The organism is Acinetobacter sp. 102 (assembly GCF_037028485.1).
In the GTDB taxonomy this organism is placed as follows: Bacteria; Pseudomonadota; Gammaproteobacteria; order Pseudomonadales; family Moraxellaceae; genus Acinetobacter; species Acinetobacter higginsii.
Map to the genome: position 1 here is coordinate 1 of NZ_JAZEZK010000076.1, position 363 is coordinate 363.

Genomic DNA, 363 nt, shown 5'->3' on the forward strand with positions numbered 1-363 from the left:
AAAGCAGGTGATATCAGTTCAGCAGCATCAACAGATGCGGTGAATGGTGGCCAATTATTCACAACGAATCAGAATGTAACCACTGCGCAAAATGCAGCAGATGCAGCACAAGCGACAGCGGACAAAGGGATTAAGTTTGGTAATGGTACCAGCAGTAACCAATTTGCATTAGGCGATACGCTGAATGTTAAAGGTTCAACGGATGGTAGCATCACCAGTACCACGACAGCAGATGGTGTCCAGCTAGGTTTAGGCGATACCGTTAATGTTAAAGATGCAATCAATGTGGGCAGTGGTGCAACCAAAGTTAAGATTGATGGCACAACCAATACCATTGGTGGCTTAAGTAACACGACTTGGAAT

1 pseudogene is annotated in these 363 nt (G+C 44.9%); it reads left to right on the top strand.

Features of this window, described 5'->3' with window-relative positions:
* A pseudogene (locus WA352_RS21795) lies at positions 1-363 on the top strand (hypothetical protein); the annotation flags it as partial.